Source organism: Escherichia sp. KTE31, from assembly GCF_000407925.1.
GTDB lineage: Bacteria > Pseudomonadota > Gammaproteobacteria > Enterobacterales > Enterobacteriaceae > Escherichia > Escherichia ruysiae.
This window is the reverse complement of the sequence record NZ_KE136725.1, coordinates 109970-128925: the sequence shown is the minus strand read 5'-3', so window position 1 is coordinate 128925 and position 18956 is coordinate 109970. Positions and strand designations below refer to the sequence as shown.

General features: G+C 50.1%; 16 protein-coding genes. 4 read left to right on the top strand and 12 right to left on the bottom strand.

What is annotated here, in order from left to right:
* Nucleotides 1-66 precede the first annotated feature (66 nt).
* A complete protein-coding gene (locus WES_RS07280; RefSeq protein WP_000578060.1) occupies nucleotides 67-1827 on the bottom strand; it encodes a DNA repair helicase RadD in 1761 nt (586 codons plus the stop codon).
* A gap of 149 nt (nucleotides 1828-1976) precedes the next feature.
* Here WES_RS07280 and rsuA point away from each other — a divergent pair, with 149 nt between their 5' ends.
* The 3 genes from rsuA (at nucleotide 1977) to WES_RS07295 (ending at nucleotide 4567) form a co-directional block, all read left to right on the top strand.
* The gene (rsuA, locus tag WES_RS07285; RefSeq protein WP_001234832.1) at nucleotides 1977-2672 is read left to right on the top strand and encodes a 16S rRNA pseudouridine(516) synthase RsuA; all 696 of its coding nucleotides are present in this window, start codon (nucleotides 1977-1979) and stop codon (nucleotides 2670-2672) included.
* Nucleotides 2673-2699: 27 nt separating this feature from the next.
* Nucleotides 2700-3890, top strand: coding sequence for a multidrug efflux MFS transporter Bcr (gene bcr, locus WES_RS07290; protein ID WP_000213383.1), 1191 nt, complete (start codon nucleotides 2700-2702; stop codon nucleotides 3888-3890).
* A 332-nt stretch (nucleotides 3891-4222) separates the two neighbouring features.
* Nucleotides 4223-4567 (top strand): YejG family protein, encoded by a 345-nt coding sequence (locus WES_RS07295; protein ID WP_000202796.1) that lies wholly within the window; start codon nucleotides 4223-4225, stop codon nucleotides 4565-4567.
* 3 nt (nucleotides 4568-4570) lie between these two features.
* Here WES_RS07295 and yejF read toward each other — a convergent pair whose 3' ends face one another.
* The 10 genes from yejF to yeiP all read right to left on the bottom strand — a co-directional run bounded on the left by yejF (nucleotide 4571) and on the right by yeiP (nucleotide 17009).
* Nucleotides 4571-6160, bottom strand: coding sequence for a microcin C ABC transporter ATP-binding protein YejF (gene yejF / locus WES_RS07300; RefSeq protein ID WP_016158636.1), 1590 nt, complete (start codon nucleotides 6158-6160; stop codon nucleotides 4571-4573).
* Between the two features lies 1 nt (nucleotide 6161).
* Nucleotides 6162-7187, bottom strand: a complete 1026-nt coding sequence (locus WES_RS07305) for an ABC transporter permease (RefSeq protein ID WP_016158635.1) — start codon at nucleotides 7185-7187, stop codon at nucleotides 6162-6164.
* The gene (locus WES_RS07310; RefSeq protein WP_000501604.1) at nucleotides 7187-8281 is read right to left on the bottom strand and encodes a microcin C ABC transporter permease YejB; all 1095 of its coding nucleotides are present in this window, start codon (nucleotides 8279-8281) and stop codon (nucleotides 7187-7189) included. The genes WES_RS07305 and WES_RS07310 overlap by 1 nt, the downstream gene beginning before the upstream one ends.
* Nucleotides 8282-10096, bottom strand: a complete 1815-nt coding sequence (locus tag WES_RS07315; protein ID WP_016158634.1) for an extracellular solute-binding protein — start codon at nucleotides 10094-10096, stop codon at nucleotides 8282-8284.
* Between the two features lie 81 nt (nucleotides 10097-10177).
* Complete coding sequence (locus WES_RS07320) at nucleotides 10178-11734, bottom strand: cyclic di-GMP phosphodiesterase (RefSeq protein WP_016158633.1); 1557 nt, start codon at nucleotides 11732-11734, stop codon at nucleotides 10178-10180.
* A 178-nt stretch (nucleotides 11735-11912) separates the two neighbouring features.
* The gene (gene mepS, locus WES_RS07325; protein ID WP_000241011.1) at nucleotides 11913-12479 is read right to left on the bottom strand and encodes a bifunctional murein DD-endopeptidase/murein LD-carboxypeptidase; all 567 of its coding nucleotides are present in this window, start codon (nucleotides 12477-12479) and stop codon (nucleotides 11913-11915) included.
* Nucleotides 12480-12891: 412 nt separating this feature from the next.
* A complete protein-coding gene (gene lpxT, locus WES_RS07330) occupies nucleotides 12892-13605 on the bottom strand; it encodes a Kdo(2)-lipid A phosphotransferase (RefSeq protein ID WP_016158632.1) in 714 nt (237 codons plus the stop codon).
* A 38-nt stretch (nucleotides 13606-13643) separates the two neighbouring features.
* The gene (gene yeiR, locus WES_RS07335) at nucleotides 13644-14630 is read right to left on the bottom strand and encodes a zinc-binding GTPase YeiR (RefSeq protein WP_016158631.1); all 987 of its coding nucleotides are present in this window, start codon (nucleotides 14628-14630) and stop codon (nucleotides 13644-13646) included.
* A gap of 117 nt (nucleotides 14631-14747) precedes the next feature.
* Complete coding sequence (locus WES_RS07340; RefSeq protein WP_016158630.1) at nucleotides 14748-16214, bottom strand: mannitol dehydrogenase family protein; 1467 nt, start codon at nucleotides 16212-16214, stop codon at nucleotides 14748-14750.
* A 222-nt stretch (nucleotides 16215-16436) separates the two neighbouring features.
* Nucleotides 16437-17009, bottom strand: coding sequence for an elongation factor P-like protein YeiP (yeiP, locus tag WES_RS07345; RefSeq protein WP_001136831.1), 573 nt, complete (start codon nucleotides 17007-17009; stop codon nucleotides 16437-16439).
* 154 nt (nucleotides 17010-17163) lie between these two features.
* Between yeiP and WES_RS07350 the strand changes: the two genes are divergently transcribed.
* Nucleotides 17164-17418: a YkgJ family cysteine cluster protein gene (locus WES_RS07350; protein ID WP_016158629.1), complete on the top strand. Its 255-nt coding sequence runs from the start codon at nucleotides 17164-17166 to the stop codon at nucleotides 17416-17418.
* Here WES_RS07350 and setB read toward each other — a convergent pair.
* Nucleotides 17415-18596, bottom strand: coding sequence for a sugar efflux transporter SetB (gene setB, locus WES_RS07355; RefSeq protein ID WP_000551965.1), 1182 nt, complete (start codon nucleotides 18594-18596; stop codon nucleotides 17415-17417). The two genes, WES_RS07350 and setB, sit on opposite strands and share 4 nt — an antisense overlap.
* Nucleotides 18597-18956 lie beyond the last annotated feature (360 nt).

Below are 18956 nucleotides of genomic sequence, written 5' to 3'. Positions count from 1 at the left end.
CTTTGCGTATGCAAAAGCGGGCGAGATTCTATACTCAATCGCCTTATACATCAATCAAAACTACTATTAACCGCGTAATTCATGCGCCCGACGAAAACGACCTTCGTAATCGAACACTTTTTCACGCACTTGCCAGTACTGGCCTTTCATTCGCGCAACAACAAAATCCGGATGGCGCAGTAACGCTTGCTGAGCGAGGATATCGGCAGCGGTGATCCAGCGCAGAGGGATGCCCGGTGTGCGCGTATGCGGGCGGATAAAAAGCTGCTCGAAGGCGGTACGCTGGGCGGGCGTTTGCAGACGGAAACGCTCACTCACATCCGCGCCGTCTTCATCGTAATAGGTGATTTTCAACCATTCGCCTTTCTCGTCGTGTCCATGCTGCAAAGACATGCCGCTACAGCGTAATACCAGAGCATCTTTCAGTCGTAGCGCCGCTTTTAACATGTCGTCTGGATCAACCAGTACCGTGTCACATTCGCGGCAGCGTCGGGCGGCAATATCATTTTCCGCGTTACATTGTGGGCAATTTTTAAAACGGAAACGGAAGTCACACTGTTCGCGATGACCGTCGTCATCTTCAAACCATCCCTGACAGCGACGACCAAAGTGTTCAATCAATGTCCCGTCGGCGGTCGTTTTGCCCCAGAAGGTGTTGGCAAAACCGCAGGCAGGGCAGAAAACCTGTACCGGAACGTTGTCACTTTTGCCTTTTGGGGTGCCAACTTCTGGCGCGTAGAGATCGTGAGGATTACCCGCATAATCAAGAATTAAGCAATCAGTCTTGCCGGGAGCCAGACGCAGACCGCGCCCGACAATTTGTTGGTAAAGACTCACTGATTCAGTAGGACGCAGAATGGCGATAAGATCGACGTGCGGGGCGTCAAATCCGGTGGTCAGTACCGCAACGTTGACCAGATAGCGAAAACGCTGGGTTTTAAAATCTTCAATTAATACATCACGTTCAGCGCCGGGTGTGTCACCGGTAATGAGTGCTGCATCTTCGGCGGGCAGCAATCCCACAATCTCTTTTGCGTGTTCAACCGTCGCAGCGAAAATCATCACCCCTTTGCGCGTTGCGGCGAACTCCATGATCTGGCTGATGATGTGCGGCGTAATACGTTGTTGTTTTTTCAGCTCGCGGTTGAGATCTGCTTCGCTGAACAGCCCATTGCTCTGTGCCTGCAAGCGGCTGAAATCGTATTGCACTACCGGCATATCCAGCCGTTCTGGTGGCGTCAGATAACCGTGTTTAATCATATAACGCAGCGGCAGCTCATAAATGCAGTCACGGAAAAGGGCTTTCTCATCGCCGCGTACCATGCCGTGATAATGGAACTGGTAGATCCAGCCTTTGCCCAGTCGAAAAGGCGTGGCAGTCAGCCCCAGCAGGCGTAAGTGGGGATTCACTTTGGTCAGGTGAGTAAGAATTTGCTGATACTGACTCTCTTCGTCGTCGCCAATACGGTGACATTCATCGACAATCAACAGCGAAAATTCACCCTGAAAGGCATCGAGATTGCGTGCGACCGACTGTACGCTGCCAAACACCACTTTGCCGTGGCTCTCTTTACGCTTCAGCCCGGCGGCAAAAATATCGGCTTCCAGCCCCAGCGCCTGATATTTTGCATGGTTTTGCGCCACCAGCTCTTTGACGTGCGCCAGCACCAGCACGCGACCACGCGCCAGCCGTGCCAGTTCCGCTATCACCAGGCTTTTACCTGCACCAGTAGGCAGCACGATAACGGCAGGAGTTTTATGACGACGAAAATGGTTGAGCGTGGCATCCACGGCTTCTTGCTGATATGGACGGAGTGTAAAAATCATGGTCTCGCGTAGGTAGATTATTCTGCTAATAGTATGCCACGGATCTTTTTCTCTTGAGGGAAGTTATTAGACCGCTATACTGGGCGAACAACAGTTCAGATTTTCGGGTCATTACCCGACCTCCGTTTTTTACAGGCAAAATCACACACATGCGACTTGATAAATTTATCGCACAGCAACTCGGCGTTAGCCGTGCTATTGCCGGGCGTGAAATCCGTGCCACTCGTGTCACCGTCGATGGCGAAATCGTCCGCAATGCAGCGTTTAAACTGCTCCCTGAACACAGTGTGGCTTACGATGGAAACCCGCTGGCACAGCAACACGGACCACGTTACTTCATGCTCAATAAGCCTCAGGGCTATGTTTGTTCTACTGACGATCCGGATCACCCAACGGTGCTCTATTTTCTGGATGAACCTGTGGCGTGGAAACTACATGCAGCAGGGCGGCTGGATATCGACACCACCGGTCTGGTGCTGATGACCGATGACGGTCAGTGGTCGCACCGCATTACTTCTCCGCGTCATCATTGTGAGAAAACCTACCTGGTGACGCTGGAGTCCCCGGTGGCAGACGATACGGCAGAGCAGTTTGCTAAAGGCGTGCAGTTACATAACGAAAAAGATCTCACTAAGCCGGCGGTGCTGGAAGTGATTACTCCGACGCAGGTACGTCTGACCATCAGCGAAGGGCGTTATCATCAGGTGAAACGCATGTTCGCCGCCGTGGGTAACCACGTGGTTGAGCTGCATCGTGAACGTATTGGCGGCATTACGCTGGATGCTGATTTAGCACCCGGTGAATATCGTCCATTAACTGCAGAAGAAATCGCCAGCGTTAGTTAACACTTTCATTATATTCAGGAGCCCGTTGTGACCACGCGACAGCATTCATCGTTTGCTATTGTCTTTATCCTTGGCCTGCTGGCCATGTTGATGCCGCTGTCGATTGATATGTATCTGCCCGCGCTGCCAGTGATTTCTGCGCAGTTTGGTGTGCCGGCGGGCAGTACGCAGATGACCCTGAGTACTTATATTCTGGGCTTTGCGTTGGGGCAGTTAATCTACGGACCGATGGCGGATAGCTTCGGGCGTAAGCCGGTGGTTCTCGGCGGTACGCTGGTATTTGCTGCGGCGGCGGTGGCGTGTGCACTGGCGCAAACTATCGATCAGCTGATTGTGATGCGTTTCTTCCACGGGCTGGCGGCGGCTGCGGCCAGCGTGGTCATCAACGCCCTGATGCGCGATATCTACCCGAAAGAAGAGTTCTCGCGGATGATGTCGTTTGTCATGCTGGTAACGACCATCGCGCCGCTGATGGCACCGATTGTTGGCGGTTGGGTGCTGGTGTGGCTGAGCTGGCATTACATTTTCTGGATCCTCGCCGTGGCGGCGATTCTGGCTTCGGCGATGATCTTCTTCCTGATCAAAGAAACGTTACCGCCGGAGCGTCGTCAGCCGTTTCACATCCGTACCACTATTGGTAACTTCGCTGCGCTGTTCCGTCATAAGCGTGTCCTGAGTTATATGCTGGCCAGCGGTTTTAGCTTTGCCGGGATGTTCTCGTTCTTAAGCGCCGGACCGTTTGTCTACATTGAAATTAACCACGTCGCGCCGGAAAACTTTGGTTATTACTTTGCGCTGAATATTGTTTTCTTGTTCGTGATGACCATCTTTAACAGTCGCTTTGTTCGCCGCATTGGCGCGCTGAATATGTTCCGATCGGGGCTGTGGATACAATTTATTATGGCGGCGTGGATGGTCATCAGTGCGCTGCTGGGACTAGGGTTCTGGTCGCTGGTGGTTGGGGTGGCGGCGTTTGTGGGTTGTGTGTCGATGGTGTCATCCAATGCGATGGCAGTGATTCTGGATGAGTTTCCGCATATGGCGGGAACGGCATCATCGCTGGCAGGAACCTTCCGCTTTGGTATTGGCGCCATTGTCGGTGCATTGCTCTCCCTTGCGACCTTTAACTCCGCATGGCCGATGATCTGGTCGATTGCGTTCTGTGCGACCTGCTCCATTCTCTTCTGTCTGTACGCCAGTCGGCCGAAAAAACGGTGATCTATTGCACAACGGGGAAGCTAAAAGGCTTCCTTTGTTGATGCATATCAACCGCAAATCTATCAGTCTCCCGTCATTTGTTTATTTTATGTAAAATCAATTTGTGTAAAAAGTCACATCATTGTAGTTAAAAAGGTTGAGTTAGATCGCAGAAACGGGTACATATAGCCCCGCAAACGTGACCACGCCCACAGATATTATTTAAATCAGAGCCATAGAGGCCACGCAGGCGAGGCATCAATCTTTACGATCTGTTTAAAGACGGGTTGTTGATGATGTGTTAAAATTGATGTAAACAAATTGTGAAGTAAATGTGCTTCCGGGGAAAATAAGTGACTTCATTACAACTCTCAATCGTCCATCGACTGCCGCAGAACTATCGCTGGTCTGCTGGTTTCGCAGGTTCGAAGGTTGAACCGATTCCGCAAAATGGACCGTGCGGTGACAACAGCCTGGTGGCGCTTAAATTGCTTAGCCCGGATGGTGATAATGCATGGTCGGTGATGTACAAACTAAGTCAGGCGTTAAGCGACATCGAAGTTCCATGCTCGGTACTGGAGTGTGAAGGTGAACCGTGCCTGTTTGTAAATCGCCATGATGAGTTTGCTGCGACATGCCGACTGAAAAATTTTGGTGTGGCAATTGCCGAGCCCTTCTCAAATTACAATCCTTTTTAAGCGTCAGCTTAACGCCAGTAGCTGACGCGTATACTCCTGCTGCGGTGCGGCAAATACGCGCGCGCACGGCCCTTGTTCCACCACTTCCCCTTGTCGCAGTACGATAACCTGATGACATAACGCGCGGACGACGTGTAAATCGTGGCTGATAAACAAATAGGCCAGTTGATGCTTTTGTTGCAATGATTTCAATAGCGTCAATATTTGCGCCTGTACCGTTTTGTCGAGCGACGATGTTGGTTCATCAAGAATGATCAGTGAAGGCTTAAGAATCAACGCCCTGGCAATCGCTATGCGTTGTCGTTGCCCCCCGGAAAACTCTGCCGGATAACGGTGGCGCGTTTCAGGATCTAATCCCACTTCATGCATCACCGCTTTCACTTGTTCTTCGCGTTGTGCGGCAGAAAGCGTCGGCTGGTGAACCCGTAATCCCTCCTCAATAATCTGCAATACGTTGAGTCGTGGATTGAGCGAGGAGTTTGGATCCTGAAATACCACCTGAATGCGATGGCGAATCGGCAATAGCTGGCGGCGATTTAAATTTTGCAATGGCTGACCGTCAAAGACGATGCTGCCCTGAGAGTTAATCAGTCGCAGTAGCGCCAGTCCCGTAGTGCTTTTACCGGAACCGGACTCGCCCACTAAACCCAGCGTTTCACCTGCCCGTAGCGTAAAACTGACACTTTTCACCACCACGTTATGATCGACAACGCGTTTTAAAATCCCCTTGCGAATGGGGAAGGCAACCTGAAGCTGTTCAACATCAAGCAACGTTGAGGCAGGCTCTGGCAACGGCACCGGGTCGCCTGACGGCTCGCTGTTGAGTAGCTTTTGCGTGTAAGAATGAGCAGGGGAGGCAAATAGCGCAGTGGCGTTATTTTGCTCCACACAGCGACCGTTTTGCATCACTGCCACGCGGTGAGCCAGTTTTCTGACGATGCTGAGGTTATGAGTAATAAACAGCATCCCCATATTCAGTTCATGTTGCAGTTCGCGCAACAGCTGCAAAATCTGCGCCTGGACAGAGACGTCCAGCGCGGTGGTCGGTTCATCGGCAATTAATAATTCCGGGCGCGTTAATAGCGCCATCGCAATCATCACCCGCTGGCGTTCGCCGCCAGAGAGCTGATGCGGGTAATCTGTCAGTCGTTTTGCTGCGTGACGGATACCTACGCGATCAAGGCAATTTAATATCTCGCCACGTGCCGCTTCTCGTCGCATCCCGCGATGGAGTGAAAGCACTTCATAAAGCTGTTTTTCCAGGGTATGCAATGGATTTAACGACACCATTGGCTCCTGGAAGATCATGGCTATCTTATTACCGCGTACGCCGCGCAACGTTTGCTCGCTGGCATGAAGCAGCGATTCGCCATGAAAACGAATATCTCCAGCAAGATATTCAACCGGTGGGGAAGGGAGCAGACGTAAAATAGACAGTGCGGTAACGCTCTTGCCGGAACCTGACTCGCCTACCAGTGCCAGCGTTTCGCCAGCCTCAATCTGTAGTGAAACATCATTCACTACGGTACGAACAGTTTGCTGATGGCGAAAACCCACCGACAAGTTTTCAATCGCTAACAGAGTTTGCGTCATGCTACACCGCCTTATTAGGATCAAATGCGTCGCGGACTGCTTCACCAATAAAGATCAGCAGAGACAACAATATCGCCACCGACAAGAAGGCGGTGATCCCAAGCCACGGTGTCTGGAGGTTATTTTTTCCTTGTAACAGCAGTTCGCCGAGCGACGGTGAACCGAGCGGCAGACCGAAGCCGAGGAAATCGAGCGAGGTCAGGGTAGTTATTGAACTGCATAAAATAAACGGTAAAAAGGTAAGGGTAGCGACCATAGCATTTGGCAACATATGACGCAGAATTATACTGCGATCGCTGACGCCAAGCGCCTGAGCTGCACGGATGTAGTCGAAATTGCGGGTACGTAAAAACTCTGCGCGCACCACGCCGACCAGACTCATCCAGCCAAACAAAACGGTAATTGCCAGCAGCCACCAGAAGTTAGGCTGCACGACACTGGAGAGCAGAATAATTAAAAACAGCGTTGGCATTCCCGACCATACTTCAATAAAGCGTTGTCCCCAGAGATCGACTTTACCGCCGTAATAGCCTTGTAGCGCCCCCGCCAGCACGCCCATCACGCTGGAACAGAGTGTCAACATCAAACCAAACAGAACCGAGATCCGCGTACCATACAGAATGCGCGCCAGCACATCACCGCCGTTGGCATCGGTTCCCAGCCAGTTTTGTCGGGATGGCGGGGAAGGGAAAGGCTTATCGGTGGAAAAGTTGATACTGGTAGCACCAAAGCGAATCGGCGCCCACAGTACCCAGCCATTATCCTCCAGCCGTTGTTTCAGCCACGGGTCCTGATAATCAGCCTGGCTTGCCAGCGGGCCGCCAAAATCGCTTTCACTGTAGTTTTTCAGCAACGGGAAATACCAGCTGCCGTCATAACGCACCAGCAACGGTTTATCGTTGGCGATCAGTTCAGAACACAAACTCAAACCAAACAAGACGAGAAAAATCCATAACGACCAGTAGCCGCGACGGTTATGACGAAAACGCGCCCAACGGGCCTGATTGACGGGGCTGAGTCGCGACATTAGCGTCCCTCAAAATCAATACGCGGATCGACCAGCGTATAGCTGATATCACTGACGATATTCAGCAGCAGGCCAATCAGGGTGAAAATATACAGCGTGCCAAACATCACCGGATAATCGCGTGAGACGGTCGCTTCGTAGCCCAGTAAGCCAAGGCCATTGAGCGAAAACATCACCTCAATCAGCAGTGAACCGGTGAAAAACATGCTGATAAACGTCGCCGGAAAACCGGCAATCACCAGCAGCATGGCGTTACGAAACACATGTTTCCAGAGAATATTTTTCTCACTGACCCCTTTCGCACGCGCGGTCACCACGTATTGCTTGCGCACTTCATCAAGGAATGAGTTTTTGGTCAGCATCGTGAGTGCCGCAAAGCCGCCAATCACTGTCGCCAGCACGGGTAGCGTGATATGCCACAGATAATCGGTGATTTTCTGATACCACGGCAGCGAATCAAAATTAGCGGATACCAGGCCGCGCAGAGGGAACAGGTCGAAATAGCTGCCCCCTGCGAAGAAGACAATCAGCAAGATGGCAAATAAAAAGGCCGGAATGGCGTAACCGATGATGATAAATGCGCTACTCCAGACGTCAAAGCGGCTACCGTTATAAACGGCTTTGCGAATGCCTAACGGAATCGACACCAGATAGATAATCAGCGTGCTCCACAATCCGAGGGTGATGGAAACCGGCAGACTGTCTTTAATTAGCGTCAGTACCGAGGCGCTGCGAAACAGGCTGTCGCCGAAATCAAAGCGGATGTAGTCCCAGAGCATTTTGAAGTAACGTTCGTGGATCGGCTTATCGAAACCGTAGCGATGAGTGATCTCGGCGATCACTTCTGGATCTAATCCGCGTCCGCCACGGTAATTACTGTCGCTGATATTGCCGACGCCCGTTTGCGCATGGCTGGCACGAACACCTTCGCCGCCTGCGCCGGGTAATACTCCGGCATTACCAAACTCAATGGCGGCGATAGCCTGATCGACCGGACCGCCAGGCGCAATTTGCACGATGAAAAAGTTGATGGTGATAATCGCCCATAACGTTGGGATCACCAGTAACAGACGGCGAATCAGATAAGCGCCCATCTACTCTCCCTGTTGTCTGGCTGACGGCAGTTTGCCCGCTTTATTGACGTCATACCACCAGGTATCGATACCGAGGCTGTAAATGGGGCGCACTGCTGGGTGAGAGAATTTATCCCACCAGGCAAGACGGTCTTCCGCCATGTACCACATCGGCAGCATGTAATAATTCCACGTTAACACGCGATCCAGTGCGCGCCCCAACGGCAGTAATTTTTCTTTATTTCCCTGCGCGGCAATAATCTGGTTGATCAGCGAGTCGATAACCGGACTTTGCACACCGGGGGCATTATAAGTGGAGTTGATATATTCCGATGACCAGGAAATCTGTAAATCGGAACTGGGCCACGGCATTGCTCGCCACACGCGCGGCATCATGTCATAGTCGCGACTGCGCATTCGGTTGGTGATTTGCGAGTTATCCACCTTGCGAATGTCCATATTGATGCCCAGCCGTTGCAGGCTGTGCTGGAACGGTAATACCCACTGACTATTGCTGCTCGAAGGCAACAATAACTCAAAGCTGAGCGGCTGACCCGTTGTGGTATTTACGCGTTGCTGACCCTTCAGCACCCAGCCTGCTTCGTTGAGAAGTTTGTCGGCTTTTAACAGGTTGTCACGATCGTAGCCATCGCCTTTGGATACAGGCGGCTGGTAGATTTGCGTGAAGACTTCTGGCGGTAACTCTTTTTTCATCGGCGCCAGAAGCACCAGTTCCGCAGCGTCGGGGTAATTTCTGGCCGCGTATTCGGTATTCTGAAAATAACTGTTAGTACGACTCCAGGCATTGTAAAACAACGCCTTGTTCATCCATTCAAAGTCAAAGGCGAGAGTGATGGCTTCCCGGACCCGGCGATCGCTGAATACCGGACGCTGGATATTAAACGCCAGCCAGCGCGTATCCTGTGCTGATTCGTTCTTTTGCTCGTCTTTGATAATGTATTTTTTGTCGAAATTTTTACCGGTATAGCGCGTGGCCCAGTTTTTGGCGTCGTTTTCCATACGCAAATCAAAAGCGCCAGCTTTAAACGCTTCAAAAGCGACATTATCGTCGAGGTAATAATCGTAGCGAATGGTGTCGAAATTCCAGCGTCCACGGTTTACCGGTAAGTTTGCCGCCCAGTAATCTTTCACGCGGGAATAGACAATATTCTGCCCCATTTTCCAGGACGTAATTCGGTACGGACCACTGGCAAGTGGAGGCGTGGCGAGCGGGTCGCTAAGTTTGTGATCTTTCCAGTACTTTTCTGGAAACACCGGCAGCGAAAACAGACTAAGCATATCTTCTTTACCGGGTTTGGCTAATTCAATGCGCACGGTTAAAGGCGCAATGGCTTTAACGGTAGTGCCTTTATAAACCAGACGAAATTGCGGTACGCCTTCGGTCATAAATTTTTGAAAAGTGAATTCAACATCGCGGGCAGTAATGGGCGAACCATCATGAAAACGGGCGCGCGGATTAATTGCGACCTCCACCCAGGAATAATCGTCAGCATAGCGCGCGCTTTCGGCAATCAGTGGGTAATAACTGCCTGGCTCGTCATCGGAGGTGGTAAATAGCGTGTCGTACAGCTGCTCGGTACGTGCGCCAGGGTTACCGCGCAGTGCATAGCGGTTGAAATTATCGAAGGTTCCAATGGAGGATAACGTTATTTGCCCACCTTTTGGCGCGGCGGGGTTCACATAATCAAAATGGTTGAAATTAAACGCGTACCGGGGTTCTCCCAGCACCGCAAAGGCATAGCTTTCCTTGATAGCCTGCGCCTGCACACCAAAGGTGAACAGAGCGATAAACAGCAGCAGTATGCGCACAATCATCTGCAACGGATTTCCTTTTACTCATCATTAGCCGCAATCCGGCATACTTTCACTATGAATAATAAGGGACGCACGCACACCTTACCACTGTGGCGTATGAGGTTTCTCCAGCCAGCGGATAAAATCATCCAGCGGCAGGGGGCGGCTAATCCAGTAACCTTGCAGGAAATTAACGCCACGTTCGCGCAGCCAGCGCGCCTGTTCCGGTGTTTCGACCCCTTCAGCAACTGTCAGCATATTGAGGCGTTTCGCCAGTGTCAGCACCGCGTCAAGTACCGGTGAGGTGACCGTTTCCGTACCTATGGCGTTGATAAAGCCACGGTCAATTTTCAGATAATCGAGTGTGAAGCGTTCCAGATAGATAAGCGCACTGTGTCCGGTGCCGAAGTCATCAATGGCAATTTCTACGCCGACAGAATGCAGCCATGCGAAAAGCTGTGATGCTTCATGCTCTTTCAGCATATCGCGTTCGGTAATTTCCAGTACAATCTGGAAATGGTGCGCAGGCAGGGAGGTAATCAGCCGGTGTATATCGGCTTTAAAGCTCTCGCTGTGCAGATGATCCGGCGCGATGTTAATGCCAAATTTCACGCCCACCGGCAGTACGTTTTCTAATTTTGCGGCATCACGCGCAATCAGCTCAAACAGATGCTGGGTGAGAGGCACAATCATCTTTTGCGATTCGGCATAGTGAATGAAGGCATCCGGGGGAATTTCACCCACTACCGGGTGACGCCAGCGTAGCAGTACTTCCAGGCCGGTTACCCGCAGCGTTTGTGCATCAACCACCGGTTGATACACCACGTAAAATTGCTCACGTTTGATGGCCATCATAATTTCTCTGCCAGGGCGCATACGCACGCTCATCAGGTAATAGCAGAGCAGGCCAACGACAGTTCCACTCATGCCTCCGAGTAAAAACGCGTACCACACATCGTTCCATGTCCAGTCATCAGCATAAAGCCGAACGGTCAGCGGAAGGCCTGCAATTTTGGTTTCGCGTACAGGCGTGCCGGTTAACTCACGGACGTTCATCAAATGCGACGTAAAGGTCGATAGCGCAGTATCACCAATAATGAGTGCGATACCGTTGAAATCTTGCTGGTGATAGCTATAGAAAATATAAGGCGTCAGGTTCAGATTCAATGCCGCAAAAACGCCGCTATTTTTTAATAAAGGGTTACGATACCAGATGACGATCGTTGGTTTATTGGGCACCATCGGTGTGCCTGGCAATATTGCCATATCAATATCTTTGCCGATATTTAGTGCCGGGATCAGTTCACTGAGTGGGATGTCCATCTCACCAGTCGCAGATGAGCAGAAGCTTTTTTTATCTTTCACCAGCACAAACGTTCGCACATTCATGCTAAATGCTGCGCGTGCAGTCAGCTCCGGGTTTGCTTGCTGGCAGGTATCTAAGGTAAGCGGCTGGAGCCTGTCAGTGGTGGATTTCAGGTCGGCAAAATAGGTATTGAGATATTTTTGTACGTCGCTAATCAAGGTGTCGTATTTGACTTCGTGTTTATGCCAGGCCACTAAAAACTGAAGACAGCTGACCAGTATCGCAATCATCACGCCCGCAATAATGCAGGTGAGCAGGATCTTACGTCCAGAAGAGGGAGCTCGTATGAACATGGTTCCGATAATATCCTGAAAATACGACAACACTAAAAGGAAAGAATGACGGGACTATAGCCTGGTTCAAGATGTGGAAACATCATTTTCTCGGATCAGAAAAACCAAAAAGCACTGCCTAAGCAGTGCTTTTCGTTAACTCGTCAGGATAGCCAAGGGATTGCATCCAAACGATTTATTAGCTACGGCTGAGAACCCGACGTGCTTCGTTGTAACGCTTCTTCCAGTACGGCTCATTCATGCTGGAAATAATTACACCACTGCTGGTGGATGCGTGAACAAACTGATTATTACCGATATAAATACCGACATGGCGTCCGGTTGAACCCGCGCGGAACAGGACTAAGTCGCCTGTACGCAAATTACTGCGGGAAACTGATTTCCCCATTTCCTGCTGTTCATACGTTGAACGCGGAAGTTCTAAGCCAAATTGTTCACGGAATGTACGTTGTACAAAACCAGAACAATCGATACCTTTTTTGGTGCTGCCGCCCAGACGATAACGAACGCCTTTCCAGTCAGCATACTGATCCATAATTCGCGATTTCACGTCGACATTACGAACCAGGTTTTCAAATTCATCCTGAGAAGCTTGCAGTGATGATGTTTCACTACCCACTGCACGTGTCTCAGGATGCATATTCTTTGCGGTGTTGTTTGCACTACATGCAGAAAGCAGAACCGCTACTGCAATCGCGGGAATGCCGCGCAAGATATATCTCAAAATCGGTTGAGATTTGACCATGTTGTTTGTTTTCCCTTGAAGTCCTTAACGATAAATATCGTTATAAAAAAATGCCAAGCGACACGAGACTAATTACCTGGGCATGTTGAAACAATTCCTTAAGGCCAAATCTGTGGACTAACGCACAAAATTATATGCTGTGAGGATAATTTAACGCCGAGGCAAAACGAGTTCGAGATTACCCGATTGGCGCGGTCTTGGCGAGCGGTTTTACATGATTTTTTATAAGAAAAAGTGATACAGAAAGTTAATAAGTGGGATTGGTCAATTAAAGAGCGATTGTGCGAAAAACATGCAATTCATTCATTTAATTAAAGAATGAGCATTGTGTTCGATGAATGAAAGCAATGGTGCGTATCATCAGGATTATCCTCACTATAAAAATAAACCTGATGATGTTAATTACTGTGAGTTATTTGTTTTGGAAATGTTTACTTTTTCCCGGTAGTGATTTGTCAAAAAAGGTGATTAATCGATCACTTAATGGTGTCAACAGCACCCAGGGTAAACCGATCAATATCACGGTCATGGAGCCGACAATGATATCGGTAAACCAGTGTGCGCCAATCATTACTCTGGGAAATGCAAAAACCACAAAAATAATAATGCCGATAAGACCTGCGACTTTTCCGAAATAACGCCACATAAAGGCGGAAAAAATAAGTAGCATCATGCCGTGATCGCCGGGAAAGCTATCTCGTGATGCATCTTTCGTGGGTACAGGTAGCAGTTCGCTGACGCGGTTAATATCTGTAAAGGTTAATGTCGGACTGGCCCGTTTGACAGGAATTAATGCCTGGCCCAACTGGTTTAATACCACTGCGGTTAACAGCATGACCAGACCAATAATTACGATACGCCGTCTTCCGGAGGCGTTTTCTCTCAGCCAGAAACTCAGCATCAGCATTCCCATTGCCAGTAGTGAACAACCGTCGAAGGCACGATTATTGGTCAATGCAACCAGCCATAAAAAGGCCTTACTTTCGACCAGTTTCTGATTAAAAAAATAAAAAATATCCGCATCAATCGGTAACCAGAATCCATGATTAACGGGTATGTACCAGGAAAGAAACAGCACGAGGCCGACAACGTTCAACAACACTATTTGCGGCAAATTTTTAATCATATTTTCTCTAATTATCTTACTGAAAAACGCAGGCAACCTTACGCGCTGGTCGCTAAACGAAGCTTCAACAGCGCGCTTTGTAAGGCGTTCCAGTCAGTTTCGCCGCTGGAGATCAGCTCAATACGGCTATCCGGCGGTGCAACGTTTTGCGTTTCAATGTGCAGGTCATCGCCCTGACGGTTGATTCGCACCAGCCCTTCTGGAATGCGCATTACGCCTTTTACGCGTTCCACCGGTGCAAGTCGTGCCCATTCCAGAATGCCAATGGTGTCGAACACCGTGTCGGCGTCAAAAATCCAGCCGCAGGCCTGATGTCCTTGTCCGCTGTTCAGACTGCGACGCCAGCGTTGATGTTCTGGCAGGCTTAACGCCGCTAACCCTTTTTTCACGATATGCTGATGTGAATGGGCGGCGCTGGCAGGCAACTCGGTTAAATTGCGACGGGGTAAATCCAGAAGATGACCTTCAATTTGCCCATGTTCGCTGTGAATTAATTGCCGATCGCCACCATTTTGTTGCCACCAGCGTTGCAACGCTTGCTCGCTTTCGGGCGTCGCGCGGTCGGATTTATTGGCGACAATGATGTCTGCGGCAGCCAACTGGTCACGGAAGTTTTCATTTTTGACGCTTTTTTCGTCCAGTAGCAGGCGTGGGTCGAGAATACACAACGTGGCGCGCAAGTCGATCCAGGGGTCATAGACCGGTGCGGTTAATAGATCGAGGATCTGTTTCGGATGGCCCAGCCCGGTTGGCTCTATCAACAAGCGGTCTGGTTTTCCCTGGCGCAGCAAAGTATTCAACCCTACCTGCATGGGTAAACCATTAACGCAGCACATGCAGCCGCCGGGGATCTCTTTCAGCAATGCGCCGCTATCGGCGAGCAAAGCGCCATCAATTCCGACTTCCCCAAATTCATTAACCAGTACCGCCCATTTTTCGTTTGGATCTTTATGGGCTAGCAGATGAAGAATCGACGTGGTTTTCCCGCTGCCGAGAAAACCGGTGATGAGGTTGGTCCTGGTCACAGCGGCTCCGCAATACTCTGATAAGTTAACTGTGCGTTAATCTTGGCTAAAAAAGGCTGAAAAGAGAAGGGGAGAGCGGACGAAGGCGGGCTTCATCCGCTTTAACCGCAGAAATCGTTAAATTTTGAGAGTGTTTAATAGCGCCTGATGCGCCCCAAACTGCGCGATTTGTTGCCAGGCTTGTTCGATAGCCTGAACAAAATGCGGGTTATTTGGCAGGTCATCACCGAAAACTTCACGCAGAGAAAGCAGGGCGATTACGCGTTGTTCACTGCTGCTGCTCGCAACCAGGTCGCGAATTTTATCGCTAAGCGGATCGCGAACATCAATAGCATTTCCGGCATCATCAACACCGCACACATACCGCATCCAGCCTGCAACGCCTAATGCCAACAATGACCAGTCTGTTCCGTGCGCCAGATGGATGCGAATGCCTGCCAGCATACGCTGCGGTAATTTCTGGCTGCCATCCATCGCGATTTGCCAGGTTTTATGTTTCAGCGACGGGTTAGCAAAACGTGCAATTAACTTATCCGCATATTGTGTTAAATCGACATCTTTGATCCGCAGCGTCGGCGCCTGCTCATCCAGCATTAACGTTCTGGCGGCACGGCGAAATGCGCGATCCTGCATACAATCACTGATGTGGGCGAATCCTGCGAGATAACCCAGATAAGCGAGAAAAGAGTGACTACCATTAAGCATACGCAGTTTCATCTCCTCCCACGGCAGGACATCATTGACCATCTGCACGCCAGCGACTTCCCAGGCAGGGCGCCCCGCGACAAAGTTATCTTCAACCACCCATTGGATAAACGGCTCGCAGCTAATCGCACAGGGATCATTCACGCCCAGATGTTGGCTAATTTCCTCCAGTGATTCGTCGGTTGCTGCCGGGACAATGCGGTCTACCATGGTTCCCGGAAAGCTGACGTGATCTTTTATCCATTCCGCAAGTTCTGGCGAACGTTTTTCCGCCATCCCCAGCACCGCGTTTTTCACCACATGGCCATTATCGGGAATGTTGTCGCAGGAGAGCACGGTAAACGGTGCAAGGCCGCGTTCACGGCGGCGTTTCAGTGCTTCGACGAGAATGCCTGGCGCGGAGTGAGGCTCTTCAGGGTTTTGTAGATCGTGAATAATCCGCGAATTGCTGGTGTCGAGTGCACCGGTCGCCGGGTCAATGCAATAGCCTTTTTCGGTAATCGTCAGGGAAACAATTGCCACCTGCGGCTCGCAAAACTTCTCAATAATTGCCGCTAATGAATCCAGTTTTGCATTCAGGCACTCGCGAACGGCTCCAATAATAATCGCCTGGTTACCGTCTGCGCCTTTCTCTAACACGGTGTATAAATGATCCTGCGCGCGAAGCTGGCTCATCAGCTGATCACCACTGAACAGGCTGATTTCACAAATTCCCCAGTCACCACCCAACGCACTCAGCACACGGTCGGTTAATAGTGCCTGATGCGCACGGTGGAAGGCTCCAAACCCAAAATGAACGATACGGGATTTCAATTGTTGCCGATCGTAGCGGGGCGAGTGTACGTGCTGCGGGAGTGTAACGGAGGCGATTGTATTCATAGGAGTCACGTCTTAGTAACGATTAATTAACAACGACAGTGTAAAGTTATATGACAGCAATTGAAATTGGTCTGGATTGTTAATGCGGTGAAGTGTGAGGGCGATCAATGTACTGGTGAATATTGCGGGAGAACGATGTTCAGGAAGCGCAAAATAGAAGATTGGTATAATAAATTAAAAAAGGGACAGCCTGAGCTATCCCTTTTCTGAATGTGGCTGAAATTAGTCAGCACGTCCCATATAACGGCGTTCTTCTATATGGATACGAATTTTTTCGCCCGGGCTTAAATATTCTGGTACTTGAATGACCAGACCGGTGCTCAATGTCGCCGGTTTGTTACGGGCGCTGGCAGACGCGCCTTTGATGCCCGGTGCGGTTTCAACGATTTCCAGATCAACGGTTTGCGGCAGTTCAAGTGCCAGCAGTTGACCGTCCCAGGTCAGAACCTGCATATCCGGCATACCGCCTTCTGGCATAAACATCAGTTCTTCTTCGATCTGATCTTTTGTGAAGGTATACGGGGTATAGTCTTCTTTATCCATAAAGACATATTCGTTGCCATCGACGTAGGAGAAGTCAACGTAACGACGGGTCAGCGTTACGGTGTCAACGATATCATCGCCTTTGAAGCGTTCTTCCACTTTCAGCCCGGTACGGACATCAGAAAAACGCATTTTATACAGCGTAGCGGCACCACGGGCGGTTGGCGACTGAATATCAATATCCTTAACCAGCAGCAATTTGCCGTTGTAATTCAGTACCATACCTTTTTTAATTTCGTTCGCTCTTGGCATCGAAAAATTCCTGTTATCGAAAATGTCAAAAATATCGCGTCAAACTACTCGCGACGAGCCTTTCAGGCAAGTGGTATTCGCACTTTTGCTGGTGCAAAAAAGGTGGTACTGTGCACGCTCATCAATCCGGTGGTTAACCTTAAGAGAACAACGTATGGAATGCCGTCCGGATTGCGGGGCGTGTTGCACTGCCCCTTCAATTTCCAGCCCTATACCCGGTATGCCAAATGGCAAGCCCGCCAATACGCCCTGCATTCAGCTTGATGAACAGCAACGTTGTAAAATTTTTACATCGCCGCTACGTCCGAAAGTTTGCGCAGGTTTACAAGCCAGTGCTGAAATGTGCGGCAATACGCGTCAGCAGGCGATGACCTGGCTTATCGATCTGGAAATACTGACCGCGCCTTAAACATCTTTAATCCGCAGTAAGCAGAACAGAGTGGCGATAATCATCACCATCGCAAACCAGAACACGGCGTGATAATTCCAGATTTCGGCGACTATGCCCGCCACTGACCCCGCGATGATCCAGCCCACACGAGACGTATTGGTATAGAGCGTGGTTGCTGAACCCGCCTGACCAGGCATCAGATCCTGAAAATAGAGCATCCCGATGCCACCCAGAATGCCAATAAAAATAGCATTCAGTAGCTGCAAACCCAACAGAATGACAGGTGAATGCGCCATCAGCATACCTGCGTAAAAACAGACGCCACCCACGGCGGCAACGCGCATTAAGAAACGCTTACCCAGACGTTTGGCAAAATAACCCGCAATCAACATAGTCGGGATTTCCAGGCCTGCGGCGGTTCCCATCATCACGCCCGCCAGTTTCTCAGGAAGATGTAATTCGTTGATAATAAACAGTGGCATGTTGATGATGTACAGGCTATTTGACCCCCACATCAACGTACAAATGACAAACAGCAGTAGTGTATCGCGACGATTACGGCGCGGCGCTTCAACCGTGCCGGTCGCCAGCGGAACCTCTTTTTGCATCGATGGTAAAAATAGCCACACCATCACGCCGCAGATAATAAAAGCCACTGCTGCGCTGAGATACATCACCGTAAAGCTGAACCCCATCGCCAGGGCATAAGCCAACGGCGGACCAATGACCCATGCCAGTGAAACCTGAGCGCGTAAAAAAGAGCTGAACATCACCGCTTCACGCCCGGTTTTGTCAGCGTGCTCACGGGCAAGAGCAAACATTTGCGGGTTGGCGGTAGAGCCAAAGCTACTAAGAAAGACACCAACGAACAGCAAAACAAAGTAGTTGCGGTTCCAGGCAAAAAGGGTGCAGGCCAGCACGCCTAACAGGCAGCAAAAGACAATCAGTGATTTACGATCGCCGCGCTTATCAGAGCGTCCGGCGAGAAACTGACTCACCAGAATCCCGATGACAGCACTGCCGGTAAAGAAGAATCCCACCATCGCCGGACGGGCGTGCACTTCATCGGTAAGGAATATACTGAGCGTTGGGGTTTGCAGAGCGCCCGCAATACCGGTGAGAAAGGCAACGATTAAAAACGCCGTCGATGTCAGGTCAAACGATTTCGCGCTGGAGACTGCGGGGGAGTTATGCATGCTGGTCGATCACTGAAAGATGGAGACGCGGAGTTTACGCTGCTTGTCAGAAAATAAACAGTCAGTGAAATCAAACTCGCCACGAATAATCAAAATGCCATTTCACTCTTGTTGATTGTCTGCTGACGCTGCTGAAATGAAATTGCTGATAACGGATTTTCCCGTCAGCAATTAGGAAAAATGACAAAAAATTGTGCAGCACATCAAACTTTTGGTCATAAGTTTACAGCTTCCCTTGCGTGCTGAAACAGAAGTATTATGCTTTCTTGAAACGTTTCAGCGCGATCTTGTCTTTAACCCTAAGCCAGGTTGGCGCTTTTTTTCTCATAGAAGCTGAATCGTTTCAATTCAGCAAGAGAG

Coding starts and splice junctions, on each gene's coding strand:
- WES_RS07280 (WP_000578060.1), bottom strand. CDS start 1,827: ATGATTTTTACACTCCGTCCATATCAGCAAGAAGCCGTGGATGCCACG.
- rsuA (WP_001234832.1), top strand. CDS start 1,977: ATGCGACTTGATAAATTTATCGCACAGCAACTCGGCGTTAGCCGTGCT.
- yejF (WP_016158636.1), bottom strand. CDS start 6,160: ATGACGCAAACTCTGTTAGCGATTGAAAACTTGTCGGTGGGTTTTCGC.
- WES_RS07305 (WP_016158635.1), bottom strand. CDS start 7,187: ATGTCGCGACTCAGCCCCGTCAATCAGGCCCGTTGGGCGCGTTTTCGT.
- WES_RS07310 (WP_000501604.1), bottom strand. CDS start 8,281: ATGGGCGCTTATCTGATTCGCCGTCTGTTACTGGTGATCCCAACGTTA.
- WES_RS07315 (WP_016158634.1), bottom strand. CDS start 10,096: ATGATTGTGCGCATACTGCTGCTGTTTATCGCTCTGTTCACCTTTGGT.
- WES_RS07320 (WP_016158633.1), bottom strand. CDS start 11,734: ATGTTCATACGAGCTCCCTCTTCTGGACGTAAGATCCTGCTCACCTGC.
- mepS (WP_000241011.1), bottom strand. CDS start 12,479: ATGGTCAAATCTCAACCGATTTTGAGATATATCTTGCGCGGCATTCCC.
- lpxT (WP_016158632.1), bottom strand. CDS start 13,605: ATGATTAAAAATTTGCCGCAAATAGTGTTGTTGAACGTTGTCGGCCTC.
- WES_RS07340 (WP_016158630.1), bottom strand. CDS start 16,214: ATGAATACAATCGCCTCCGTTACACTCCCGCAGCACGTACACTCGCCC.
- yeiP (WP_001136831.1), bottom strand. CDS start 17,009: ATGCCAAGAGCGAACGAAATTAAAAAAGGTATGGTACTGAATTACAAC.
- WES_RS07350 (WP_016158629.1), top strand. CDS start 17,164: ATGGAATGCCGTCCGGATTGCGGGGCGTGTTGCACTGCCCCTTCAATT.
- setB (WP_000551965.1), bottom strand. CDS start 18,596: ATGCATAACTCCCCCGCAGTCTCCAGCGCGAAATCGTTTGACCTGACA.